This is a genomic window from Pigmentiphaga aceris, assembly GCF_008119665.1.
Lineage (GTDB): Bacteria > Pseudomonadota > Gammaproteobacteria > Burkholderiales > Burkholderiaceae_B > Pigmentiphaga > Pigmentiphaga aceris.
Map to the genome: position 1 here is coordinate 749,925 of NZ_CP043046.1, position 23,525 is coordinate 773,449.

Genomic DNA, 23,525 nt, shown 5'->3' on the forward strand with positions numbered 1-23,525 from the left:
ATGCAACTCGACGACCTGGACCGCAAGGCCACGCAAGCGTTTGAAGGCTATGTGGTGCGCAAGGACCTGGTGCGCACCTTTAGCCGCCAGTTTCCGGTGCCCACCTACGTCGTGGAATTCCTGCTGGGACGCTACTGCGCCACCACCGACGAATCTGAAATCCAGGAAGGGCTAGACATCGTTCAGCGCCAGCTGGGTTCACGCACAGTCAAGGCCGGCGAGGAAGAGCTTTTCAAAGCCAGGGCCCGCGAGTCGGGCTCCGTAAAAATCATCGACATCGTCACTGCGCGGCTCGACTCCAAGACGGATTCGTATGTGGCCACCTTGCCCAGCTTGCGCTTGAACGATGTGCGGTTGACCCCGGAAATGGTCAAGGACAACGAGCGGATGCTGACGGGTGGCTTCTACGCCGAGGTCACGCTAGGCTACGACGCTTCCATTGCCCAGGAAAAGGGTGGGCGACCGTTCGGGGTCGAAGCCTTGCGAGCCATCCAGCTTTCTAAACGCGAGGTGTTGGATGTTCTGGCCAAGGGCCGCGAGAGCTTTTCGACCGCCGAATGGCGAGACCTTCTACTGCGCAGCGTGGGCTTCGAGCCCGGAACGCTGTCCGAGCGGACCAAAGACGCGTTGCTGCTGCGGATGGTGCCGTTCGTAGAGCGCAACTACAACATGGTCGAGCTTGGCCCTCGCGGCACAGGCAAGTCGCACCTGTTCCAGCAGGTCTCGCCGTATGCCCACTTGATTTCGGGCGGCAAGGCCACTGTCGCGCGGATGTTCGTCAACAACTCGAGTGGTCAACGTGGCCTCGTGTGCCAGTACGACGTGGTGTGTTTCGACGAGGTGTCGGGCGTTTCCTTCGACCAGAAGGACGGCGTCAACATCATGAAGGGCTACATGGAGAGCGGCGAGTTCTCGCGTGGCAAGGAAAGCATCCGCGCCGATGGGTCCATCGTTCTAGTCGGCAACTTCGATGTCGATGTCGAGCATCAGCAGCGTGTTGGTCATCTTTTTGGACCCCTGCCGCCAGAAATGCGCAACGACACAGCCTTCATGGACCGCATTCATTGCTTCCTGCCAGGATGGGAAGTGCCTAAGCTGAATCCCGGGCTATTCACTGAGCACTTCGGCCTAGTGAGCGACTTCCTTTCCGAATGCTTCACCCAACTGCGTGGCCAAAGCCGCGTGTCGGCCTTGCAAGGGCGGGTTTACTGGGGCGGCGCGCTCAGCGGGCGGGACATCAACGGCGTGAACAAGACGGTGAGCGGGCTGCTCAAGCTGCTTTACCCAGACGCGGAGGCTCAGGTCAGCGAAGAGGACCTGGAATGGGCGGTTCGCTTGGCGTTGGAGGTGCGGCGGCGCGTCAAAGAACAGCAGAAACGCATCGGCGCCGCCGAGTTCCGTAACACGCATTTCAGCTACACGCTTGGCACCGAAGGGGTCGAGAAGTTTGTGTCGACGCCAGAGCTTCAGAGTCAAGGCGGAATCGGCGATGAGCCACTCGAGTGCGGACAGATTTGGACGCTGAGCCCTGGCGGTCAGGATGAGCATCCAGGCTTGTTCCGGCTCGAGGTTACGGAGGGGCCGGGTAGCGGTGTCCGGGTGCTCAACAACCCGGTGCCGTCCGCATTCAAGGAGTCCATCCGGTGCGCCGAGCAGAACTTGTATGCGCGGGCGCAGCAACTGGTCGGTGACCGAGACCCGAGGTCGCACGAATTTTCGGTGCAGCTTCGCGGGTTCGACGCTGCGAAGTCGGGCGCCAAGACCGGTATCGGCGCGTTGATTGCGCTGGCCGGCGCGTTGCTGAAGAAGTCTGTCCGCGGCGGCTTGGTAGTGGTCGGTGAGGTCACTCTCGGTGGCACCATTGAGCCGATTCACAACGCCGTGACGCTGGCTGAACTCGCAGTCGAGAAAGGGGCCAAGTCTCTGCTGCTGCCGGTGTCTTGCCGGCGCCAGCTGTTCGACCTGTCAGACGAAATGGCAACGAAGCTGGACATCGAGTTTTACCAGGACGGCCGCGACGCGCTGCTGAAGGCGCTGGTCGATTGACCAGTTCCGCCAATCAAACCAAGGGAGCGAGTGCGGGCAAACCGCACATGTTTCCTGCAATCCAGAAAACATGAATTTCCATGGATAAAGATCAACACAGTAAAGCCAGGAATCTAGAAGATTCTCGCATAAGTATTTGATTTATAATAAATTTTTATGCATTCATCGACATCAATCAACATACATACATGCGGATTGAGCATCCGCGTGTCGGTGGTTCGATTCCGCCCCAGACCACCAAGAATTCAGTAAAAAGCCCAGCTTCCGAGTTGGGCTTTTTGCATTGGATCTCAGCAAGAGGCTGGGTGTTCAAGCAGTCTCTCCAATCGTGTGGTTTGCACGGAGACGCTCTGCGCTCACCTCGGCGCTTCTGAGCAGCGTAGTGGCTGCGGTCTTGGGATCGCATCCCAGTAGTTCGCGCACGAAGCTTTGTAGCCAAGTCGGCAACGTGCTGAATCCCTCCATCAGGTCGTTGCGTATGGCTTCGCCGTGGATGGGATCTGCCAGCAGCTTGCCCAATTTTCCGAGGATTCTCTGCCGGTCGGTGGCTAGGGTGTCTTTCAGCCAGTGCAGGGCCTGCACCACACGCATGGCTGGCCGGTCGGCCCAATACAGACGGCTGGGGGCAGTCTGTTTGAACTCAATGACGAGCTTGTCCAGCCTGATGGACCGACGCCTGGCGTCGGTGTAAATCTTGACGCGAGCGGGTACTGCGTCGGTCAGACCGAGGTCGTTCGCCGCAGTCATGCAATCGACTAAAAGCCGCAGTTGATCTCGACGGGCGATGGCATCCACGACAGCGCGATAGTCCGGGCTGGTGTGGCGTTTGGTAAGGCTGTTTATCGCCGGTCTGTCGTAAAGGCCTCTTTCAATGCGCCGCAGCTCGCCGTCACGTACCAGGCGTTGCAGTGCCTTGTCGACCGCGGCGCGGTTGCCGAACGCAGCGAAGTCCGTCGGCACCCAGACGTGGCTGGCCGCGCCAGCGTTGACAAGAGATAGGATCGCGGATTTGAGGTTGGACATGGTTGTCCGATATTGTAGTTTTTTTGCGGATACTACGTAGAGAGGTGTCCGAAATATGTGGTTAGTTTCGGTCATCTTAGCTGCACCTCTTCTCGTTGTCCGAAATTTGTAGATTTTATCGGACTTCGTTCCTCGGAAAATGAAAGGCAAATTCAGCTGCCGCTAGCCGCCTGAACTGCGCTTGCAGCCAGGCGGATCTACGCTGGAAGGTCAGAGGATTAAAAAGCCAGGACACTCACTCGGGCACCTCTTCCGAACTGGCCTTGCTGCGGAGCTGGAACTTCTGAATCTTCCCGGTCGCTGTTTTGGGCAGCGCTTCGAATCGAACTTCGCGCGGGATTTTGTATTTCGCGAGCATCGTTCGGCAGTGGTCGATCAGCGCTTCCGCCGTGACCTCGGCACCGGGGCGTAACTCGACAAATGCCACTGGCGTCTCTCCCCATTTGGCATCGGGTTTTGCGACCACCGCGCATGCCAGGACCGCGGGATGGCGATACAGCACGTCCTCGACCTCGATGGAACTGATGTTCTCGCCACCAGAGATGATCACGTCCTTGCTGCGATCACGAATCCTGGCATAACCATCGGGCTCCAGCACCGCCAGGTCGCCCGTGTGAAACCAGCCGCCCTGAAATGCGGTTTGGGTCGCTGCCTCGTTTTTCAGGTAGCCCTTCATCACGATGTTCCCGCGAAACATGATTTCACCGATGGTCTTGCCGTCGGCAGGCACCTCCTGGAGGCTCTCCGGGTCGCGCACTGTCATGCCCTCCTGAAGCGGGTAGCGCACGCCTTGCCGTCCATTCAAGCGAACTTGCTCACCCAAGCTGGCCTCGTCCCAGGACGGCTTCTGGACGCAGACGGCTGCAGGCCCGTACACCTCGGTCAGCCCGTAGACATGGACGAGTTCGATGCCGAGGTGCGCCATGCCCTCGATCATCGAGGCAGGTGGTGCAGCGCCCGCCACCATCGCGCGCACCTTGTGCGAGATCCCGAGCCGTTCTTCGCTCGGCGCTGCGATCAACAGGTTGTGCACGATCGGCGCTGCACTGTAGTAACCCACCTCGTGGTCCCGGATGGCCGCAAAGATCGCCTTGGTCTCTACCTTGCGCAGGCACACATGCACCCCGCCAAGAAGCGCCACTGTCCAGGGAAAGCACCAGCCGTTGCAGTGAAACATCGGCAGCGTCCACAGATAGCGGGCGAAATGCGGCATCGTCCAGACCGTGACATTGCAAACCGCGTTCAGGTAGGCCCCGCGATGGTGGGTGACCACGCCCTTCGGATCGCCGGTGGTGCCCGAGGTATAGCTGATGGCGATGGCATCCCATTCATCCACGGGCCCTTGCAAGCGGGGCATCGGCGGGTGAGCGGCCAGGAGCGCCTCGTACTCGATCTGGCCGACGCATTCGTGCGGACCGGCATATTCGGGATCGCACACGTCGATCACGACCGGCGCGCGCTTGTAGACCTGCTTGAGCCTGGCCAGTGCTTCCCGCATGACCGGCGCGAACTCGCTGTCTGTGATCAGCACCTTGGCCTCGCAGTAATTCATCTGCCAGGCCAGCAGGTCCGCATCGAGCCGGGTGTTCAGCGTGTTCAGCACCGCATTGATGCCTGGCACCGCGTAGTGTGCTTCGATCATCTCCGGGGTGTTGGCAAGCATGACGCTGACCGTGTCGCCTCGTCCCACGCCCGCTTCGCGCAGTGCGGTCGCCAGCCGGGCCGATCGGTCTCGGCATTGCGACCACGTGAAGCGGCGGCTGCCGTGCACCACGGCGGGCATGTCCGCGAAAACCTCAGCGCTGCGTTCGACAAAACTGGTCGGCGAAAGCGGCGCGAAGTTCGCGCTGTTTCGGTCGAGTCCCTGCTCATAGATACTCATTGCGATTCCTGGTGCGGTCGACGGCTTCTGGACTTTTTACACTGCGCGTTCGGGCCTTGGGTGCTTGCCATATCTGGCGCAAGCGTAGCCCGTGTCTAACTCAATCGGTGGATTGCTTGGGCCAGCGATAGCCCAGCACGGATGACCTCGCGTAAAAGTGCTCGCGGACTTCATCCAACTGATTTCCGCCAAGCAGGTAAATGTTCTGCTCGTCATGACGCAGAAAGAACCCTACGTGACCTTTCCAGCCAGTCGGATCATCGCGCGTTGTTACCACGATGCACCCTGGGATCGGCGCTTCCAGAGGTTCTCCCCAGTTGAGCCAAGAACGTGCCAGCGCCGAGTTGGTGCCTGGGATCTCTACCTGCGCTAAAACCCAGTTTACGAAAGAAGAACACCATGACGCTTTATCGTCATATCCCGCGATGTTCGTGTGATTGTGATATTCCATGACTCGCGGGTTGCTCTGACCTGCGGGGTATGTGCTGACACCGACTTCAGAGAACGCAACGGACATCCACGGCGCATGATTCACGATCCACTCCACCCATCTGTAAACAGGATGGACAAGACGTTTTCTCAAATCATGTTTGATTGACGAATGTCCGCTTTCGGCTGATGGTACCCGCCCACGGCGCATCGTTCCGAGCCCGGGCCATCAGAATTCAACTGAAAAGCTCAGCTTCCGAGCTGGGTTTTTTGCATTGTGCGTCGAGCATGAGCGCTAGCCTGATTGACTACCCGTCATCACTTCAGGGTGACCAGCCATTGTTCTTCGGGGTGAGCTGCACAACCTTTGCCTGCCCACCCTAATATCCAAATGGAATTTATCCGCCTGACAGGTTACTGACATGCTCCAGTCACCTTCCGCGGAGCACTTCCATGGACGAGTCAATCGCCGCCCACCACGCCACCATTGCCAGGCTTTACGCGGTGTTGCTCGACCGTGCGCCAGATGCATCCGGGATGAGGTTCTGGGCAACCGCAGCCAGTAACGGCGCGAGCATCACCGACATCATTGCAGGCATGATGGGAGGCGCGGAGGCGAGTGCGATGTATCCGCCCGGACAGTCCGCGGTCGATTTTGTTTCGACGGTCTATCGGGTTTTGTTCGACCGCGAGCCGGACCCATCGGGGGTGGCGTTCTGGGCCAATGCCTTGTCCGCGCAGGGAGCACCAAGCGCTGCCGCAAATGCCTGGGTAATACAGCAAATTCTTGAAATATCCAGCCAGCCGCTGGGGCCGCGTCCAGATGGCATGAGCGAGAGCGCCTATGTGCAGACGCTTGCTGATCGTGCCATTCTGACGAACAAGGCCGAGGCGGGCGTGTACTTCGCCACGGTCTTGGGTAGCGACAATATTGCGTTGGCGCGCAGCATGCTTGCTGCGGTGACTGCGGATGCGGCATCGGTGCAGCGCGCCATGGATGTCGCAGCGGGTTTGTCGCCGGTCCAGCCGCCTGATCCTCAACCCGTTCAGCCTGCCGTACCTGCCATCACCAGTGCCGACAGCGTGTCGGTCATCCAGCAGAAGTTTGCTGGCTATGCGGGCACGAATGCACAGGTCGACGCCGCCGGGTTGACCGCTGCTCAGTGGAACGAAGTGGCCGCAGCCATCGGCAAGGTGGGCAGCAGCGGCATCACCGGCAACATGGTGTTGACCAACGCGGTGACGGGCGGCGATGCGCTGGCGCTGTTGGCCAAGTATTCGGGGACGACCGCGCAACTGGACGCCCGCCCGCATGATCTGGCCAACTTGCTGGTGCTGGCGGCGGATTCGCGTGTGCAAGGCCTGGCGAATATCACGCTGAACCTGCGCCACCAGGACGTCACCGAGACCGTGACCACCACCTTGCTTGCGCGCGCAGTCAATGCCGTGGTCAATGCAACCGGGGCGTCGACTGCAGAGCTTCGGGTATTGGGTGACTCGTTAAGCAAACTGGCTGATGGTGGCATCGTCGGTACCGTGGGAATCAACGAGAGCTTGAACGAGTCCCAGATCCTCACGCTGTTGGGCGTCAAGCTTAACGCCACCGCGCAGATTGTCGCGAATGTCACCAACGTCGTCGTGCCCGGGCTGAAGGCGCTGGTCTTGAAGGCCGAGCAATTGGCGGGCGGTGTGGTGACGGGGAGGTTGCAGTTGAACTCACAGCTGAGCGCCAGCGAGATCGGCACGCTGATCGACAAGTTTGGCGGCACCCTAATCGCAGCGGTTGCCACCGGCATGGATGCCGAGTCCGTCGCGAAGATGGCCCCCGCATTTGCAAAATTCTTCGCCAACGGCATCACTGGAGACTTGGTGATGGGGGGCGACTTGCCCATCGGCCAGGTCACGGGTCTGTTGTCGAAATACGGCGGCAACCAGGCCACAATCACAGCGCCGGCCTACACCATCGCAGAGTTGGACGGGCTTGCCAGTCATGCAGGTGTGCAGCTCCTCGTGTCCCCGACCGTGAAAATCCCGGCCGTGGACAATGACACGGCTGGTCGGCTCGGCCGCATTCTGGGCAAGAGCCAGGACGCCAGCGCCATCATCGAAAATGGTGTCGGTGACAGCAGGGTCCAGACCGTCTTGCTGGCCAATCTTGACAAGATCGCCGCCAATGGCTTGACGGGCACCTTCACGCTGACCAGCGCGTTGACGGACGCCCAACTGACGAGCTTGTTGGGCAAGACAGCGGTTGCGGCCACGGTGACGGTTGATGTGGGCGGGATGAACACTGCACAACTCGATGTCGTGAAAGCGCATCTGGACAAGGCCGACATCATCACTGGCCTGACGGTTGCTGCCAGTTCGCCCTTGCTGACCGACGTGACCAGTTTCACATCCCTGCTGGGCAAGGCCAGCGGCGCTGCGATCGACCTGCAAGGTGCGTCGCAGTCCTTGGTCGATGTCGTGATGGGCAAGTTGCCGAACTTCGTCAATGACGGTTTGCACAATGCCAACCTGACGCTGAGCGCGGCCACCTGGCAGCAGCTCGACGCGGCAGCGCTGAGCGCCAAGCTGACCAGCAACGCGGTGGTCAAGGTGCAAGGGACCTCGGGTGCCGACAATCTCGATTTCTCGCAGATGACACGACCGTTTACGGTCGAGGGCGGGGCGGGGGCCGATCAGATCCGGCTGGGTGGTGGCAATGCCACGGTATTGCTGGGTGGGCGCTCGGACAACAAGGCGGCGGATTTCAGTTCGAATACGGCACCGCCGCTTGGGATCGACAGCATTCTTGGCGTTCACAACGGTATCAAACTGCAGTTGTCGACCGCGATGGGGGCCTATGTCGATGAGTTGGCGCTGCAGCCCAACGCACAGATAAATAGGGACTCGGGGACGCTCACCTCAAACGTTGAGATTTCGTTCAATCAGCTTTATTGGGCTGCGAACGCACTAGGTGCACCGGCAACGACCGATAGCGAGGTGGTCTTACGGGTCATTGACTACATCGACGCTAACAACGTGACGCATAGCTACATCTTCGTCAATGACGGTACGCCAGGTATCGACGGGAATGACTTCGTTGTGCATGTCGTTGGCACCGGGACCATCACCGTGGCGATGTGAGCGTCAGCTTGGACGCGGTTTTGGCCCGCCTGTGAGCCATTGGTTGCGGCCCGCCGCGAGATCGGCACCCCGCCACTGCTTGAATGAGGCCTGCCCGAGGACTTCATGGATGGATGCGGTGGAGGTCGGCTACGCGTCGATCTCCCACCGCGGCACCACGCCGAATTCGACTGGTGCCGCCATCATGAATCCGGCTGCTCGCGACTCGGCATCTTCTTGCGCCAGCAGCGCGGGCACCATCTGAGGGCGTGCCTTGGGACCGGATTTGAACGGGCGCTGTGACACCTCTTCTTGTGCCGGTGTCAGCATGGCTTCTGTGTGCGCAGCAGGCAGCGCTGGCGTGCTGCGCACCAAGCTGGCGCGCACGAAAACCGACAGGGCATCGTCTGCTTTGCTTAGATGCGACAGGTCAGCGTAGCTTTCCAGATGCGTCGCCGCCACAAAATCGGCAAACGATGCATATTCAATACTGCTGGTGTCGCTGTCATGCCAGACTTGAGCCACGCCTTCACGTCCATCAGCAAGCTTCACCAGGCAATACGCATCACCTGCGCCTGATTCCGCGAATGGGAAAAAACGGTTGCCATGTTGCGCGGCCGGATTCAGCCATTCTTCCATGGTTTGCTGGGCGGACGCTGGTGAGATCCATTCAAAATCGTAGACCGGTGCCATGGCCCGGATATCGTCACTGTTTGTCATCCCCGCGCCATACCAGGCGGCCAGTGTATCGGGCAGTGTGAAACCGGCTTGGCGGGCGATATCGGTGAAGGTGTTCAGCAGCGTCAAACGAGTCTCCGAAAAGGGCCGTGCCGCATTCTATCGAGCGTGCATGGTTCGTCACTGGGCAGCGAGACGCTGAAATCGTCAAGAGTCGTTACCTCGGCAGCGTGAAGCATGCGGGCTACCGTGCAAGAATCGACCCCCCGATACTTCTTCTGGTGGTTTCATGGACCCTCAGTCTGACGACGATCTGGTCATTACGCCCATCCCGGCTCTGAGCCTGATTCTGCTGAATCTGGAAAAGCAGAAAGGCAGTCCGTTGACCGAGGATGAAGTCGTGGCGGCCCGCGATTCGGCGGTCTGCATGACCGTGTCGCGCAAGGTGCACGATGCCATGCAGGAGTCACGCGGTTATCGTGATCTGGATCTGGAAAACGTCTGGGAAGACTGGTTGGGTTTTCGGGCGTGGATGGCGCAAGCCGAGCAGTGATTCTTGTCTTTTCTCTTATTTTTTGAAGGTCAGCATGTCAGTTATCCACCTCGTCCGCCACGGTGAAAGCGAAGCGAATGCTGGCCTTGCTACCGATGACCCGGCGCTGATTGCGCTGACCGATACTGGCCGTCGCCAGGCCCGCGATCTGGCCGAGTGGTTCAGTGTGCAGCCTAACGCGGTGATGTCCTCGCATTACGAGCGCGCCAAAGACACCGCGCAGCCTTACGCCGAACGCTGGCAACTGCCCATTTCCCAGGATGCCATGCTGCACGAGTGCGTGACCTTGTCACCGCGCATCGTGGGCGGCACCGATGCCGCCGCGCGCAAACCGCTGGTCGACGCCTACTGGTCGGCTGCCGATCCGCTGATGCGCCACGGTGATGACTCAGAGTCGTTTGCGGAATTTGCCGCGCGGGTGGAAGACTTCCGGCAGCGGCTCGATACTGTGGCCGATGGCACGGTGATCTTTGGTCACGGCCTGTGGTTCGCGATGCTGCTATGGCAGTTGCAGGGCTTCACTTACGCCGATTCGCTGGCGATGTGTGCCTTCCGTCGTTGGCAAGTTGCGCTGCCAATGCCGAACTGCGGCGTGTATCGCCTGACTGGCAGTGGTGCCGACTGGGCGATTCGTTTCGACGATGCCTTGTATCGCCGCTTGCATCACGGTCAGACGCCGGTGGAAACGGATGTGATGGGCGGGGCGTGAAACCTGAGCGCGCAGATGCTTACGCGCCATTACTCAGGCGCTGTTTGCTCAGGGCGTGATAGATCAGCAAAGATGCATGCGCGTCATTGGCCGCATATTGCAGCTGTTGCGGCGTCAGCGTCTTGGCAGCCCAATTCGATGTCGTGGTCTTCTTCGACTTAGGCAGGCGTTGCCCCAGCACGATGGCCACGGCGGTCTTCAGGCCCACGGCGTCCTTGTAGCCTAGCGCGCGCAGCATGAAAGACACGTCGATTGTCTTGCCCAGTTGCAGGCCGAACTTGCGCAGCAGGCCGGGCCGGTCTGACGCGATGCCGACACCCACCTTGATGATCTCGTCGGACTCGATCACCACACGCAGAAAATCTTCCAGCCCCGGGGTGCTGGCCTGCACGATGAAGGCGTGATCGCGGGTGGCGAACTGCACCAGGTCCGGCCCGGTTTGCAGTTCACCCGTGACGAAAGTCGGCTTGCTCTCGGTATCAAAACCGATATGCGTGGCCGCCCGCAATTCGCGTTCGGCGAATTCAAGCTGGCTGGCGCTTTTCAACAGATGAATATTGCCTGGCGGCAGCGCCCGATAGACGGGCAGCGCGGCGATCTGTTCGCGGGTAGGGCGGGCGAGCGGTGGGGGTCGTTGCATGGAGGGGAGTATGCACCAGCAGGGCGTTTCCGACTTCATCGGCTCGGTGACCGACAAGATCATCGCCGACGCACGCGAATAACCGCTGCATCGCCGCATACACGGAAATACGGTCCGCCGCCAGGCATCGCCGTTCTCCAAACCTTTGATAGCCGGCCAATTGTCCAAATGGAACTTATCGCGTTGAGCGGTTACTCACTTGCTCCAGTCATCCTTCTCGGCGCATACCATGGACGAGTCAATCACCACCCACCAGCATACTGTTGCGTGGCTTTACGCGGCATTGCTCGACCGTGCGCCGGACGCGGGGGGGATGCAATTCTGGGCAGCCGCAATGGCGAACGGCGCGAGTCTGACGGACATCACTGCGGGAATCCTCGGGGGGGCCGAAGCGCGCTCGGTGTATCCACCCGGCCAGTCTGCCGTCGACTTCGTTTCCACCCTCTACCGTATACTTTTCGATCGTGAGCCAGACCCGTCGGGCGTGGCCTTCTGGGCCAATGCCCTGGCGGCACAAGGTGCGCCCGGCGCTGCAGCAAATGCCTGGCTGGTGAAGCAGATCCTCGACATCTCCAGCCAGCCCCTGGGCCCACGCCCCGACGGCATGAGCGAGGCCGATTACGCCCGGACGCTTGCCGATCGCGCGGTGCTGGCCAACAAGGCCGAGGCGGGTGTGTATTTCGCCACGGTGCTGGGCAGTGACGACATCGCACTGGCGAAGCAAATGCTGGCCAAGGTCACCGCCGACCCAGCGTCGGTCCAGGCCGCCATCGACATCGCAACGGGCACGCCGTCGCCCGAACAACCGCAGCCGCCGCTTCTCCCCGCTGCGCCGATCATCACCAGCCCGGCGCTGACCAAGGACGCAAACCCGGTGCTGAGCGGCGAGTCTGCCGCCGGCACCACCGTAAAAGTGATAGTGGGCGGCGCGACTTACCTCGTCGCGGCGGCCGACGGCACCTGGCATCTGGATCTGACGACGGCCGTGCCCACCGAAGGCACGCTGGCGCTGAACGCGAACGGCGACAACGTCGTCAGCGCCGTCGCCATGGGCGCAGGCGGTGAGTCGACCGCCACGACGCAGACCCTGGTCATCGACACCACACTGCCGCAGGCACCCGTCATCACCAGCGCCGCCGTGACGCACATCGAGGCACCGGTGATCACCGGCACGGCCGAGATCGGTGACGCCGTGATCGTCAGCGTCGGCGGCGCGACCTACGAGCTGGTGGCAGTCGATGGCACGTGGGAGGTGGATCTGGCGACGGCGTCGCCGATCAGCGGCACCCTTGCACTCGACAACCATGGTGCGAACCCCGTCAGCGTCATTGCGATCGATGCTGCCGGCAATGTGTCCTTGCCTGGTACGCAGTTGCTCGACATCGACCCGAACCACGCGCCGCAGCCAAGCATCACCCGTGCCGACAGCGTGGCGGATATCCAGCAGAAGTTCGCCGACTACGCGGGCACGATCGCGTTGGTCGACGCCGCCGGTTTGTCGTCCGAGCAGTGGAGCGCGGTGGCTGCCGCCATCGGCAAGGTGGGCAGCGGCAACATCACAGGGGCCATGGTGCTGGCCAGCGACGTGGCTTCCGGCGATGCGCTGGCGCTGCTGGCCAAGTACAGCGGCAGCGCCGCCACGCTGGATGCCAGCGTGCACAGCCTCGCGGTGGTGCAGACGCTGGCGGCCGACGCCCGGGTGGCGACGTTGACAGACCTGTCGTTCGCGCTGGCGGACGCTGCGCCGGGAAGCCTGGCGTCGCTCGTGACGAAAGCACCGGACGCCGTCATCGACGTGACTGCTGCATCGACCGGCGCGTTGAATTCGTTGGCCGACCTGATCACGTCCCCGGGCAGTCTTGCGTTGACCGGCACGCTGGCCCTTGCCGCCGCGGTCCCGGTCGATGCAATGGAAAGCCTGTTGTCGCGCTACACCGGGCAGGACATCCATATCGTCGGCACCGATACTTCCGCGGCGCAGCAGGCGCTGGTGAACAGTCACCTGGACCGGGTCGCCGATGGTTCCATTTCCGGCAGTTGGTCGCTGACAGCCGAGGCGGTGGATGCCGGTGCGGATGTGTTCTTCGCGAAGCTCGATCCGGCCGTCGCCCTGAGCATCCTGTTCGGCGATCTGTCTGCGGCGCAGCGCGAAAGCCTGGGTCTTCATCTGCGGACGCATACGGTGCCCGCCGCGACGACGCTGGTCAGCGCTGCGCCTGTCGTTGCCAGCGCGCTCAGCGCCGATGCGCTGGATGGATGGTTGAAGACGGGCAGCCTGGCCGTCGATGCAACGGACTTGAGCACAGACGGGTGGCGCGTGCTGGTCGATCGGATCGACAGCATTCCGGCAGCCGGACTGAGCGGGGCGATCAGTATTCCGACCGGCTTCTCGACCGACGCGATTCTGGCCCTGCTCGACCGCTATTCGGGCACCAGCGCGCAGGTCGACGTGGCTGGCATGGCTGCCGCCGACCTCGCCTTGCTGCAGCCCGTGCTGGGCAAGCTGTCCGGCAGCGGCCTGCTGAACCTGTCCTTGGATCTGGGCAATGCACTCATGACCGATAGTCTGAGCAGCGCCCTGTTTGCACGCGCGAGCGGGGTGCACGCCGACGCGACGAGTGCGACGATCGACGAGCTCCGCATGTTGGGCAATTCGCCGGAGAGGCTGGTCGATGGCGGTATCACCGGCACGGTGACCGTGAACAAGGACCTGAACCTCAACCAACAGCTCAATCTGCTGCGCGCCAAGCTCAGTGGCGACGCGCAGATCGCCGCAGAGGTGACCAACCTCGACGTGTCTGCGCTGAGGGCGCTGGTGCTCCGGGCCGACCAACTCGTTGGTGGGGTCATGACCGGGGGGATGCATCTGAATTCGCAGCTGACCGCCAGCGAGATCAAGGTGCTGATCGATCACTTCGGCGGCACCTTCATTTCGGCGCACGCCACCGGAATGAGCGCCGCCACCATCGCAGACATGGCAGCGTCATTCGAGAAATTCTTCGGCATCACGGGCACGCTGACGATGCCGGGCACGGTGCCGATCGAGCAGGTCGTCGGGCTGCTGTCAACATATACGGATGCCAACGCCACGATCGCGTCGCCGACATACGCGATCGCCGACCTGGACCAGCTCGCCAGCAACGCCAAGGTGTCGAGCCTGAGCGCTCCCTTAGTGAACATCGTGTCGGTGGATGGCAATACGTCAGCACAACTTGGGCGCATCCTGGCCAAGAGCCAGTCCGCCAAGCTCGACAATGCGTCGGGCGACAGCACAATCCTGCCGGTGCTGCTTGCCAACCTCGGTACGATCGCCACAGGCGGCATCACCAATTGGGGCGCATCCGACCGGATCGCGCTGGATCATGACACGCTGCTTCCCGCGAGCTTCACCACCTTCGTCGGGAAGCTGGCAACCGACATCAAGTTCTCGGTGAACGCTGCGCAGATGGATGCGGACCAGGTCGTCGCGCTGTTCCAGCAAAGTGGCAAGGTTGCGGCGCTCAGCAACCTGTCCGTGCCGGAAGGGGCGTTCGCCCGCATGCACGATGACGTGGCGCCCTTGTTCATGTTGCAGACCGGCATCCATGCCGATCTGACCGGTGCGCGCAATGCGCAGCTCAACAAGGTCTCGCAGTTCATCTTCCACCTTGCCGACAATGGCCTGACCGGGACATTCACGTTGACCGAGTCACTGGACGCGACGGCGCTAGATCGCCTGCTGAGCAAGTCCGCAGTCGCGGCCAACGTAACGGTCGACACGACGCGCATGGACAGCGCGCAGGTGAATGCGGTGTTGGCGCATCTGGACAAGGCCGACACCATCATCAGTTTGTCGGTCACCGCCGACTCGCCATTGTTGGCCGATCCGGATGTGCTCGCGTCGTTGCTGAGCGGGGGGAGCAATATCGCGGTCGATCTGCAAGGCGCATCTCAGGCCGTGATCGACGTCGTTCTGAACAATCTGCAGAGCGTTGCCGATGGCGGTTTGCAGCACGCCAATCTGACGATGAGCGCGGCGACGTGGCAAGGGCTCGACGCGGCGCAACTGAGCGCCAAGCTGAGCATAGACGCTGTCGTCCGCGTGCAGGGCAGCGCAGCGAACGAGACCCTCGACTTCACGCAGATGACGCGGCCTTTCACGGTGAATGCCGGGGCGGGGGCGGACACGATTCGCTTGGGCGGCGGGGTGTCGACCGTGGTTCTGGGTGGCCGGTCCGACACCAAGGCGGTGGACTTCAACTCCAATACCGCGCCGCCGACTGGCATCGACAGCCTGCTCGGCGTGCACAACGGCGTCAAAATGCAGTTGTCGCAGGAGGTGGGTGCCTATATCAATGGCGTGGCGCTGCAAGCTGGTGCTGTCGTCAAGCCGGCATGGTCTTCAATGACCGTATCGGCAGGCACGACGTTCGCGGACATCTATGCCCTCGCCACGAGCGTGAACGGATTGACCCCCGCTTCGACCGCCTCCGAGGTGATCGTGCGGGGCATTCAGTACACGCAGGGCGGGGTCGGGCACGCCATCATCTTCGTCAACGACGGTGTGGCCGGCATCGACGAGAACGACTTCTTCGTGCATGTGGTCGGCGGCGGACTCATGCAGTTGACGATGTGAACCCTCGTCGTTCCGGAAAGGGGTGATCGCGCTGACGCCTGCCGCCGAGCAGCGCGTTCACCTGGACTGCGTGACCGTCTCCCAGTTCAGCCCGAACTTCAGCAGGTACTTGCGCAGGCGGTCGGCGTCGTTGACGACCGCGCGTTGCGTGCGCGACTGGTTGAACAGCTTGCGGCCAGCGTCGGACAGCGTGCGTGATTCGCGGCAGTGGCGAACGACGGCTTCCAGTTGTACGCGATCAAACAGATCCAGGGATTCTGCAATGTCTGGCGGCAGCAGCGCATCAAGATCGATGTCGGATGTCTCCGCTGCCGTCCCCGTCTTTTCCCACAGCCAGTTCAATCGCTGAATTTCTGCATCGACCAATGCGGTCGAAATCCGGTCGCCGTCTGCCAGGGTGGCCATCCGTGTCACGCTGGCAAACAAGTCGCGGAAGTTGCCGCGCCATGGTGCCTGGGCTGACTTGGCGAATTGTAGATAACGCGTCTTCGCCTCCGCATTGAAGCGCACCGCGCGTCCGGTCTCGGTGGCCGCGCGGGCGATCAGGTAATCGACGTTCGGTTCGATGTCTTCGGGCCGTTGCGCCAGGCCCGGCAAGGTGTATGACCACAGGTTGATACGCGCAAACAAGTCTTCGCGGAAACGCCCTTGCGCGACGTTCACGCGCAGGTCGCAATTCGTGCCGGCAATCAGCTGAAATTCGCTGCTGACTTCTTTGTCACTGCCCACCGGCAAGAAGCGCTTTTCTTCCAGTGCGGTCAGCAGCATGGCCTGTTCATCCAGCCCCAGTTCTCCAATTTCATCCAGGAACAGTACGCCTTGGTGGGCAGTGCGAAGCAGGCCGGCGCGGTCAGCGGCCGCACCGGTGAATGCGCCTTTCTTGTGGCCGAACAGGGTGGACGCGGCACCGTCGCCACGCAAGGTGGCGCAATTCACTTCAACGAAGTCGCCTTGCACCTGGTGGCGGGATTTTTTCAGTTCGAACATGCGTCGCGCCAGATGCGACTTGCCTGCGCCCGTAGGACCGGTCAGCAGCACCGGGGCTTGGGAACGCAAGGCCACACGTTCGATTTCTTCGATCAGCGCGTTGAAGCGCTTGTTGCGGGTGGCGATGCCGCTTTTCAGGAATTCCAGCGCGTCGGTATGGGCTTGGCCGAAGCGCTGGGCCAGGCTGTCGTAACGCGACAGGTCCAGGTCGATCAAGGTGTAGCTGCCGGGGTGGCCGGCAGTCTGCTTTCTGGGTGGTGCAGTTTGCAGCAGCACGCCAGGAATCAAGCGCGATTCCACCAGCAGGAACATGCAGATCTGGGCAACGTGGGTGCCGGTCGTGATGTGCGCCCAATACTGTTCGTGCGCCGGGTCAAAGTGGTAGCTGTGCGCCCAGTCATACAGCGCCGCGTACATCTCGCCGAAATCCCAGGGGTCTTTCACGTCCATGGGAATCAGGTTCACGACGGTGTCGGGTGACACGGTGGCGATGTCTTCCACCAGCACCTGGGCCAGCGTCTTGTAGCGGGTCGGGTAGAACAGCTCCAGCCTGTCGATCAGCGTGTCTTCATGCTGGGTAAGCGACAGCGTCGGCCGCCACTTCTCCCAGCGGCCTGCACCCCCGCCCGAATCCAGCTTGGTACCCATGAACCCCACGACGACGTTTTTCTTTTCCATATCTGTGTAGATAAAAGACTAGCGAAAATTATAGTAAATCCTGGGTCGGGCGATACGGGTCATTTGGTGTCGATTTGGTACGCATTTGCGAATAACCCCGATATATCAGGCTTTCGAACCTATGGGTATGCGCCGTCGACCGAGCTGGCACACCCTTTGCAAAGTAGAAGGCAAGAGCAAGACAGAACAACACAAGAACAACAGTCGATATCGACGCGGAGAACAAGCATGGTCAATACGCAACTCTTTCAGACCCTTCGTGGGGTGATGCTGCCCGCCACGACTGCGCGCAATGCAGAGCAGGCACCGGCCTATGCGTTCGACGCGCGTCATCAACTGGCGCAGTTCGCGGCCACCGGTTGCCTGAACCAGACCTTCTACGCATCGGCCGATGCGCAACTGGATGCGGTGCAGGCGCTGGCGCAGGAAGTCGATGCCAGCTTCGTCGCAAAGACCGCCATCCATGCCCGTGAGCGCGGGCACATGAAAGACATGCCAGCCTTGCTGGCAGCCGGGTTGGCCGTGCGCGATGTGGCCTTGCTGAGCCAGGTGTTCCCGCGGGTGATTGACGACGGCAAGATGCTGCGCAACTTCGTGCAGATCCTGCGCAGCGGTGCGGTGGGCCGCAAGTCGCTGGGCACGCGGCCGAAGAAGCTGGTGCAACAGTGGTTGCTGACCGCAAACGAAAAGCAATTGCTGCATGCCGCAGTGGGCAACGCGCCTTCCTTGGCCGACGTGGTCAAGATGGTGCACCCCAAGCCCACGCAAGCATGGCGCGCGTCTTGGTTCGCATGGCTGATCGGTCAGGCGGTTGATGAAGCTGCTTTGCCACCGATTACGCAGGCCTTCGAGCGCTTCAAACGCGACATCGCAACAGGCGTAGTGGGCGAGGTGCCGGACGTGCCGTTTCAGATGCTGAGCGCGCTGAATCTGAGCGCAGAACAGTGGGCAGGCATCGCGCGCAAAGGCTCATGGCAGATGGTGCGTCAGAACCTGAACACCTTTGCGCGTCACGGTGTGTTCGAGATCCCGGGCATGGCTGAAGTAATCGCTGCCAAGCTGCGCGATCCGCAGGCAGTGAGCAAGGCGCGTGTGATGCCGTACCAGTTGATGGCCGCGTTCAAGACGGCGGGTGAATCGGTGCCGGCTGTGGTGCGCGACGCGTTGCAAGATGCGATGGAACTGGCGCTGGTCAAGGTGCCGACATTTGCGGGGAACGTGGTGGTGTGCCCGGACGTCTCTGGCTCCATGGGTTCGCCGGTGACGGGATACCGTGACTCGGCAACGTCGGCCATGCGCTGCATCGACGTGGCTGCGCTGGTGGCAGCGGCCGTGCTGCGCAAGCATCCGCAGGCTCGTGTCGTGCCGTTTGCCGAGTCGGTAAGGAAGTTTGCGATGAACCCGCGCGACTCGGTGATGACCAATGCGCAAGCCTTGGCCAGCTTGGGTGGTGGTGGCACGAATTGCAGCGCGCCGCTGGCAGAACTGAATCGCCAGCGTGCCGCCGTCGACTTGCTGATCCTGGTCTCGGACAACGAGTCCTGGGTCGATGCCAACGGGCGTGGCGCAACGCAGACCATGCGCGAATGGGAACTGCTGAAACAACGCAACCCGAACGCCCGCATGGTGTGCATCGACGTCCAGCCCAATGCGAGTACGCAGGCGGCAGAGCGCCACGACATCCTGAATGTCGGTGGTTTCTCGGACGCGGTGTTCACCACCATGGCGACCTTTGCCAGCGGCAAGATGAACGCCGACCACTGGGTCGGTGAGATAGAAAACGTGTCGCTGACTGCGCAATAGCGCAACTGCGATATCGAGCACGGGTCGTCGTGCGACGAATGCCGGTGGGACTACATTGAAGGTCTCACCAACGCCTTGTCGCTGCACGCCGATAGCAGTCCGCGCGAATGCGGGCAGGACTACATCGGGGATCTGGAGGCGCAATCCTTGCGCCGGGAAACCGGCACAGATCGAGTCCTGCCGACTTTAGTCGCGCACCTACTTTTTCGATGTCCTGCTGCGAATGCAGGTGGAACTACAGACATCACTCTCGGGGTCGCGGGTTCGAATCCCGCCGGTATTGAAAGATGCCGTAGCTCAGTGGATAGAGCACGATGTTTCACCACTTTTGTCGCAGCAGGGCATCACCCGTTTTCGCGGTGAATGCAGATGGAATTACAGGTAGACGCACGCAGCTTCGGCTGCGGGTCCGGCGAAGAATCGCCGGACGCCCGGGTTCAAATCCCGGTCCAGCAATGGATGGCGGAGCAACACTTTCATCGATTCTTGTCACCGCACTTTTAATCGCACGATCAACAAGAGGCAAATAAATGTCCAAACAAGTATCCAAGCAGCACTACAACATTGAAGAAGTCCCCGGCGGTGTGTCGGTGAAGATGTGGACCAAGGGCGTCCCGGTGGACGACAAGGCCCGCGAACAGCTTGCCAACGCGGCGCGGCTGCCGGTGGTGTTCAAGCACATCGCGGTCATGCCGGACGTGCACGTGGGCATCGGCGCCACCATCGGCTCGGTAATCCCGACCATCCGCGCCATCATTCCGGCGGCAGTCGGTGTGGACCTGGGCTGCGGCATGATGGCCGCCAAGACCACGCTGCGCGCGGAAGACTTGCCCGACAACCTGGGGCCTCTGCGCTCGGCGATTGAGGCGGCCGTGCCGCACGGGTTTTCTCCGAATCGCAACCGTCGTGACCCGGGCAGCTGGGACACGCCGCCCGATTCTGTAGACAAGGTCTGGGGCACGCTGGTCGATGAATTCGAAGCCTTGTGCGAGCTGCATCCGCGCTTGGAAAAAACCAACAACCGCAAGCACTTGGGCACGCTGGGTACCGGCAATCACTTCATTGAAGTCTGCCTGGATGAAGCAGGTTTCGTGTGGTTCATGCTGCACTCGGGCTCGCGTGGTGTGGGCAATGCCATCGGCACGCACTTCATTGAACTCGCCAAGAAAGACGCTGAGCGCAATCAGCGCAATCTGCCCGACAAAGACCTGGCGTACTTCGAGGAAGGTGCGCAGTACTTCGGTGACTACGTGCGCGGCGTGTCGTGGGCGCAGAAGTTTGCGCTGCGCAATCGGGAAGTGATGATGGCGAACCTGATCGCCACGGTGCGCAAGGTAATCGCCAAGCCGTTCGAATCACATGTGGAAGCGGTGAATTGCCACCACAACTACGTGCAGAAGGAACGTCACTTCGGCGAAGACGTGTTCATTACCCGCAAGGGTGCAGTCAGCGCCAAGCGCGGTGAACTCGGCATCATTCCCGGCAGCATGGGGGCGCGCAGCTACATCGTGCGTGGCCTGGGCAACCCGGAGAGTTTCGACAGCTGCAGCCACGGCGCAGGCCGGGTAATGAGCCGCACGCAGGCAAAGAAAGCGTTTACGGTGGCCGACCAGATCAAAGCGACTGCGGGTGTGGAATGCCGTAAAGACGTCAATGTGATCGACGAAATTCCGATGGCCTACAAGGACATCGACGCGGTGATGGCAGCGCAGAAAGACCTGGTGGAAGTGGTGCACACCTTGAAGCAGATCGTGTGTGTGAAGGGATAGAAAAAAAGTAGATCAGACCATGAACGAAGAAGTGCTGGTAAGTGCGCATCCAGTCTCTGACGAGATGCGTGCCGTCGTGTTGAAGCACCTGGCCGAGCTGGAAACGCAGCACCAGGTAACAGTGCTGTTTGCCTGCGAGTCAGGCAGCCGGGGCTGGGGGTTTGCGTCGCCCGACAGCGACTACGACGTGCGCTTCGTCTACGTGAATCGTCTGCCCTGGTATCTGACGGTCGACCCTGGTCGTGATGTGATCGAGTTGCCGATCAGTGGTGAACTGGACATCAATGGTTGGGACTTGCGCAAGGCCTTGACGCTGCTGCGCGCATCGAACCCGACCTTGCTGGAATGGCTGCGATCGCCGGTGGTGTACCAGCGCGCCGACCCGTGGTTTGATCGTCTGCGGCTGCTCGCCGAGACACATTTTTCGCCGGTGCGCGGTTATCACCACTACGTGTCGATGGCCAGAAAGAACCTGCGCGAACACCTTTATGGTGACGTGGTCCGGTACAAGAAATACCTGTATGTGTTGCGCCCGCTGCTGGCAGCGCGCTGGATACGCGAGGCACGTGGCGTGCCGCCGATGCGCTTTGCAGAATTGGCGGCGCAGACGCTGACCGACCCTGCGCTGCTCGATGAAATCAACGCCTTGTTGAAGGTGAAAATGAGCACCGGCGAAGCGGGCACCAGTCCACGCTGGGTGGGCATCCACGACTTCATCGAGCGTGAGTTGGCGGTGGCGATGGCCCACGTTGTCAGCGATGATCGCGAAGCAGATACCCAGGCGCTTGACCAATACCTGCACGATGCCGTGCTGCACGTCGATGCCCGGCACCGCAATAAAGATTGAAAGGCAAGCAATGATAGAAATAGATGGTTCCACAGGCGAAGGGGGCGGGCAGATACTGCGCACGTCCCTGGCCCTGTCCATGTGTACGGGCCAGCCCTTTACGCTGACGCGCATTCGGGCTGGCCGCAGCAAGCCGGGTTTGATGCGCCAGCATCTGACCTGCGTGATGGCAGCGGCTGAAGTAAGCGGAGCCGAGGTGCAAGGTGCCGCGCTCAACTCGCAGTCGCTGACGTTCGTACCGGGCAAGCCGCGCGCGGGTGACTACAGCTTCAGCGTGGGCACGGCCGGTAGCTGCACCCTGGTGTTGCAAACCGTCTGGCCGGCACTGTTGTTTGCCGAGGGTCCCAGCCGCTTGCTGCTCAAAGGGGGCACGCACAACCCCATGGCACCGCCTTTTCATTTCCTGGCGCGCAGCTATGTGCCACTGATGCGCAGGCTGGGTGCCGATTCAGAACTGAGCTTGCGTCGCCTGGGCTTTTATCCGGCAGGCGGCGGAGAAATCGTGGCAACCATTTCGTCTGCCAACGACACGCTGCATCCCTTCGACCTGATCGACCGGGGCGCGGCACAAGACGCGTACGCCGAGTGCTTCGCACCGGCCTTGCCATCAACGATTGCACGACGCGAACTGGATGCGCTGGGGGCCTTGCTGGGATGGCAGGGCGACCAACTGCGCGTAGGAGCCGCGCGTCAGCACGAAGGGCCGGGTAATGCCTTGCTGGCCACCCTGGCGTTCGAGCACCTGACGGAAGTGTTCACGCAATTCGGCGAGAAGGGTTTGAACGCCGAAAAGGTGGCAGGTGATCTGGCGCTGGAAGTGAGCACGTATCAGGCAAGCACCGCAGCGCTAGGTGAGCACTTGGCCGACCAATGGGCCTTGCCGCTGGCCTTGGCCGTGTGGAAACGCCAGCGTGCTGCGTCCTACACCTGCACGGCACTGACCGCGCATGCAAAGACCAACTTCGAGATGATTGCGCGGTTCTTGCCAGTCAGGTTTTCTTCCACACAGATAGACAGCGGGTGGCTGGTGAAGCTCGAACCCAACTGATTGGCAACCTGCGGCTGCTTAGCGGCGCGCAGCCTTCAGCGTATGCAAGTTCAGCAAGCTCAGGCTTCCCTGACCATTCAATCCGCTGGTGTCGATGAAAAACACGTTGCCCAGCGTCACCGTCTTTTGCACGGGCGTATGGCCGTGGATCAGCGCACGTAGGCCGCGCACCCGACCTGCATATTTGGTGTCGAAGCGAGCGCGTGACCACAGGCAGCAATGCACGTCGTCATCGCTCAGGCGTCCTGCGCGCATGGGTGCCCAATCGTCATACGGATAATCGGCATGCACCATGCCTACCGGTCCGTCCGGGGTGTCGATTTCAAAGGCCAGCGGCAAGGCCTGCAGCCGTTGACCGATCTCAAGCTGTTGTTCCGCAGAGCACGCATCCAGCCACCGGCCGCCATGCACCTGATGATCCACGCCAGGAAACGGATTGCCCAGCGCGCGTCGCCATGTCAGCAGTTCGTGATTGCCACCCACCGCGTGAAACCACGGGTGTGCGAGCCATTGCAGCACCTCGGCCGACTCTGGGCCACGGTCCACCATGTCGCCGACTGAAAACAGGCGATCTCGTGTGGTGTCGAAGCGAATGGACAGCAGCGCACTGGCCAGCGCCGAGAAGCGACCGTGGATGTCGCCGACCGCGATGTCGCGGCCGCGTGTGTTCAGGGCGTGGTGTTGAAGCGTCTTGGTGACCATGCCTGGAT

At 61.3% G+C, this 23,525-nt stretch carries 16 protein-coding genes and 1 tRNA gene; 10 read left to right on the plus strand and 7 right to left on the minus strand.

Annotated elements, in window-relative coordinates:
* The gene (gene brxL / locus FXN63_RS03165; RefSeq protein ID WP_148812769.1) at positions 1 to 2,046 is read left to right on the plus strand and encodes a protease Lon-related BREX system protein BrxL; all 2,046 of its coding nucleotides are present in this window, start codon (positions 1 to 3) and stop codon (positions 2,044 to 2,046) included.
* Between the two features lie 309 nt (positions 2,047 to 2,355).
* Here brxL and FXN63_RS03170 read toward each other — a convergent pair whose 3' ends face one another.
* The 3 genes from FXN63_RS03170 to FXN63_RS03180 form a co-directional block, all read right to left on the minus strand.
* Positions 2,356 to 3,069 (minus strand): DUF6088 family protein, encoded by a 714-nt coding sequence (locus tag FXN63_RS03170; RefSeq protein WP_148812771.1) that lies wholly within the window; start codon positions 3,067 to 3,069, stop codon positions 2,356 to 2,358.
* 235 nt (positions 3,070 to 3,304) lie between these two features.
* Positions 3,305 to 4,951 (minus strand): acyl-CoA synthetase, encoded by a 1,647-nt coding sequence (locus FXN63_RS03175; protein ID WP_187395085.1) that lies wholly within the window; start codon positions 4,949 to 4,951, stop codon positions 3,305 to 3,307.
* Between the two features lie 100 nt (positions 4,952 to 5,051).
* On the minus strand, positions 5,052 to 5,468 hold the full coding sequence (locus FXN63_RS03180; RefSeq protein WP_148818872.1) for a TIGR02594 family protein: 417 nt from the start codon (positions 5,466 to 5,468) through the stop codon (positions 5,052 to 5,054).
* Between the two features lie 365 nt (positions 5,469 to 5,833).
* Between FXN63_RS03180 and FXN63_RS03185 the strand changes: the two genes are divergently transcribed.
* Positions 5,834 to 8,509, plus strand: coding sequence for a DUF4214 domain-containing protein (locus FXN63_RS03185; RefSeq protein ID WP_148812775.1), 2,676 nt, complete (start codon positions 5,834 to 5,836; stop codon positions 8,507 to 8,509).
* A gap of 129 nt (positions 8,510 to 8,638) precedes the next feature.
* Here FXN63_RS03185 and FXN63_RS03190 read toward each other — a convergent pair whose 3' ends face one another.
* Positions 8,639 to 9,295, minus strand: a complete 657-nt coding sequence (locus tag FXN63_RS03190) for an SMI1/KNR4 family protein (protein ID WP_148812778.1) — start codon at positions 9,293 to 9,295, stop codon at positions 8,639 to 8,641.
* 160 nt (positions 9,296 to 9,455) lie between these two features.
* Here FXN63_RS03190 and FXN63_RS03195 point away from each other — a divergent pair, with 160 nt between their 5' ends.
* Together FXN63_RS03195 and FXN63_RS03200 are read left to right on the plus strand one after the other, a co-directional pair.
* Entirely contained in the window at positions 9,456 to 9,719 is a 264-nt protein-coding gene (locus tag FXN63_RS03195) for a hypothetical protein (protein ID WP_148812780.1), read from the plus strand.
* A 34-nt stretch (positions 9,720 to 9,753) separates the two neighbouring features.
* Entirely contained in the window at positions 9,754 to 10,428 is a 675-nt protein-coding gene (locus FXN63_RS03200; protein ID WP_187395086.1) for a histidine phosphatase family protein, read from the plus strand.
* A 19-nt stretch (positions 10,429 to 10,447) separates the two neighbouring features.
* Here the strand turns inward: FXN63_RS03200 and FXN63_RS03205 are convergent, their stop codons facing one another.
* Positions 10,448 to 11,068 (minus strand): 3'-5' exonuclease, encoded by a 621-nt coding sequence (locus FXN63_RS03205; RefSeq protein ID WP_187395087.1) that lies wholly within the window; start codon positions 11,066 to 11,068, stop codon positions 10,448 to 10,450.
* A gap of 229 nt (positions 11,069 to 11,297) precedes the next feature.
* Here FXN63_RS03205 and FXN63_RS03210 point away from each other — a divergent pair, with 229 nt between their 5' ends.
* Complete coding sequence (locus tag FXN63_RS03210) at positions 11,298 to 15,683, plus strand: DUF4214 domain-containing protein (protein WP_148812786.1); 4,386 nt, start codon at positions 11,298 to 11,300, stop codon at positions 15,681 to 15,683.
* 57 nt (positions 15,684 to 15,740) lie between these two features.
* Here FXN63_RS03210 and rtcR read toward each other — a convergent pair whose 3' ends face one another.
* Positions 15,741 to 17,348, minus strand: a complete 1,608-nt coding sequence (rtcR, locus tag FXN63_RS03215; RefSeq protein WP_148812788.1) for an RNA repair transcriptional activator RtcR — start codon at positions 17,346 to 17,348, stop codon at positions 15,741 to 15,743.
* A gap of 228 nt (positions 17,349 to 17,576) precedes the next feature.
* On the opposite strand from rtcR, the gene FXN63_RS03220 reads away from it, so the two are divergent.
* The 5 genes from FXN63_RS03220 (at position 17,577) to rtcA (ending at position 22,815) form a co-directional block, all read left to right on the plus strand.
* Positions 17,577 to 19,151, plus strand: coding sequence for a vWA domain-containing protein (locus FXN63_RS03220; protein ID WP_148812790.1), 1,575 nt, complete (start codon positions 17,577 to 17,579; stop codon positions 19,149 to 19,151).
* A 364-nt stretch (positions 19,152 to 19,515) separates the two neighbouring features.
* Positions 19,516 to 19,607, plus strand: a tRNA-OTHER gene (locus tag FXN63_RS03225).
* 74 nt (positions 19,608 to 19,681) lie between these two features.
* Positions 19,682 to 20,920 (plus strand): RtcB family protein, encoded by a 1,239-nt coding sequence (locus FXN63_RS03230; protein WP_148812792.1) that lies wholly within the window; start codon positions 19,682 to 19,684, stop codon positions 20,918 to 20,920.
* A gap of 19 nt (positions 20,921 to 20,939) precedes the next feature.
* Positions 20,940 to 21,767: a nucleotidyltransferase domain-containing protein gene (locus FXN63_RS03235; RefSeq protein WP_148812794.1), complete on the plus strand. Its 828-nt coding sequence runs from the start codon at positions 20,940 to 20,942 to the stop codon at positions 21,765 to 21,767.
* A gap of 10 nt (positions 21,768 to 21,777) precedes the next feature.
* Positions 21,778 to 22,815: an RNA 3'-terminal phosphate cyclase gene (gene rtcA, locus FXN63_RS03240; protein WP_148812796.1), complete on the plus strand. Its 1,038-nt coding sequence runs from the start codon at positions 21,778 to 21,780 to the stop codon at positions 22,813 to 22,815.
* Between the two features lie 18 nt (positions 22,816 to 22,833).
* Here rtcA and FXN63_RS03245 read toward each other — a convergent pair whose 3' ends face one another.
* Positions 22,834 to 23,517 carry a metallophosphoesterase gene (locus tag FXN63_RS03245; RefSeq protein ID WP_148812798.1) on the minus strand — a complete coding sequence of 228 codons (684 nt, stop codon included), beginning with the start codon at positions 23,515 to 23,517 and terminating at the stop codon, positions 22,834 to 22,836.
* Between the last annotated feature and the right edge of the window lie 8 nt (positions 23,518 to 23,525).